The following is a 2398-nucleotide window of genomic DNA, read 5'->3' as shown; positions in this document are numbered from 1 at the left end:
GTCACAAGCTTGGATGGTCATCTCCTCAATCAGGCGAATGACGAGGCGTATCGCAAAAATGGAATTTTGAGTCGGGCTCTTACAAACGCCAAGTTCTGTTGGTCTGGCATATTCAGGCGTATGCAATATGCGCGATTATGCGCTCCCCTGTGCGGACTTATAAAACGAGCCACCCAGGGTTGAAAGTCAACAACACCACCAGATTGAAATACTATTCCCGAGTGTTAATTATGCTACATATTAGCAACAAATGAATAGTTCTTTTTACTATAATTTCTATAGATTATTATTACGCCAGACATCTGTAAAAATTATTTTGACGTTATTTTAACGCAACAGATTGTTAAGCAATTTCAACACGATAATCAGAAATTTTCTTCAGAACCATACTTTCGGATCAAGCCAGCACATACAGCTGCAACAACAGGAAAAGGATCCGTGTCGGGATCATCGTCGCCGGGATCCGTCCAGCATGACTGTGGAAAACGCGCCAAACTGACGGTTCTGCCGGGAAAAACAAACTCTACCAGAAGATGAAAGGCACCATCTGCAATCGGTCAGATGGTGCCTTTGCACTGTACTGAAGTTTGCGACCTGATGAAAATTACTGCTTCAACATGCTGCCGGTCTGTGCGCGGCGAACATGCCAGCTGAAGGCTTCCTCAAGCAGGTGAGGGGTGTGGCCACCGCGTTTGCAGGCCCGTTCAAAATAATCATTGAGCTGGTCGCGATAGTCAGGATGGGTGCAATTGTCGATGATGACGCGGGCGCGCTCGCGTGGCGCAAGGCCGCGCAGATCCGCAAGCCCCTGTTCTGTCACCAGAATATCGACATCATGCTCCGTCTGGTCGACATGGGTCACCATCGGCACTACCGATGAAATCGCACCATTCTTGGCAATGGATTTGGTGACAAAGATCGAAATATAGGCGTTGCGGGCAAAGTCGCCAGAGCCGCCAATACCATTCATCATGTTGGCACCATCGACATGGGTGGAATTCACATTGCCATAGATGTCGAATTCCAGCGCCGTATTGATGCCGATAATGCCAAGACGACGGATGACTTCCGGATGATTGCTGATTTCCTGCGGACGCAGGATGAGCTTGTCGCGATAGCGCTCAATATTGTTGAAGACACGCTCACCACAGGCCTTGCTCAGTGTAATTGATGAGCCGGAAGCAAAATCGAGCTTGCTGGCATCAAACAGTTCAAAAGTACTGTCCTGCAGGACTTCGCTATACATGCGCAGATTATGGAATGGGCTTTTGACAAAGCCGTTCAGGACCGCATTGGCAATGGTGCCAATGCCTGCCTGCAGGGGGTTGAGCGTTAGATCAAGGCGACCCTTTTTCACCTCATTGAGCAGGAATTCGATCAGGTGATTGGCGATGACAAAGGTTTCCGTATCCGGCGCCTCAATCGTCGATGCGCTGTCGCTTTCACGCGTAATGACAATGCCGGCAATCTTTTCCGGCGGGATGGGAATATAAGGAACACCAACGCGGCTGTCACATGCCATGACCGGGATCGGCTCGCGGGAAGGGCGCTTGGTCGGGATATAGATGTCGTGAATGCCTTCTAGCGCCATTGGCTGATTAAGGTTAAGCTCAACAATGACCTTGTCAGCCAGAATGGCCAAGCTTGCGGAATTGCCGACCGATGTCGTCGGTACGATGCCGCCATTTTCGGTGATCGCCAGTGCCTCGACAATGGCATAGTCAACCGGGCCGATCTGGTTGGAGCGCAGCTGCTCAACCGTCTCGGACAGATGCTGGTCGATAAACATCACTTCGCCGCGGTTGATTGCATTGCGCAAGGTGCGGTCAGACTGAAATGGCATGCGGCGCGCCAGAATATGCGCATCGGTCAAGATCTTGTCGACGTCATGACCGAGCGAGGCGCCGGTAATCAGGGTAATCTGAAACGGATCCTGGGCAGCGCGTTCAGCCATGGCGACGGGCACAGCCTTGGCATCACCAGCACGGGTAAATCCGCTCATGCCAATGATCATGCCATCCTTGATGAGAGAGGCTGCCTGTGCCGCTGTGATGATCTTGTCCCGCAGACCGGCATTTCTGATACGCGTTTCCAGCATTGAATTTACCTTACAACCAGTTGCACGGATTCCGATGGAACCCAACGAATGGATATTTATCCCGGCTGATGCAGCGAGTGTGAAGTCCTTCGCAACATATTCATATTCGCTCTGGTGCTGAACGAACAGCATTATCTAAAATGGATGACCAGTTATCTTCGCGCCAATCGTCCGTATCCATTCTGTCTTTGATTTCAAAATTTGTCCGGCTTTTACTCCATCCATACGCGGGGCAGGAATACGCCTTAAGTCGCATTGATATCTGCCATTTGCCCTTGTCCAACGACATGATCGGATAAG

General features: G+C 50.5%; 2 protein-coding genes. Both read right to left on the bottom strand.

What is annotated here, in order from left to right:
* Positions 1-604 precede the first annotated feature (604 nt).
* Positions 605-2098: an acetyl-CoA hydrolase/transferase family protein gene (locus ACFO1V_RS09510; protein WP_374834646.1), complete on the bottom strand. Its 1494-nt coding sequence runs from the start codon at positions 2096-2098 to the stop codon at positions 605-607.
* Between the two features lie 100 nt (positions 2099-2198).
* A partial coding sequence (locus ACFO1V_RS09505) for a hypothetical protein (protein WP_380075091.1) occupies positions 2199-2398 on the bottom strand: 200 nt, incomplete at its 5' end.

Origin of the sequence: Daeguia caeni, from assembly GCF_042653845.1 — a bacterium.
Lineage (GTDB): Bacteria > Pseudomonadota > Alphaproteobacteria > Rhizobiales > Rhizobiaceae > Brucella > Brucella caeni.
The sequence above is the reverse complement of the archived record's forward strand: the minus strand, read 5'-3'. Positions and strand labels throughout refer to the sequence as shown.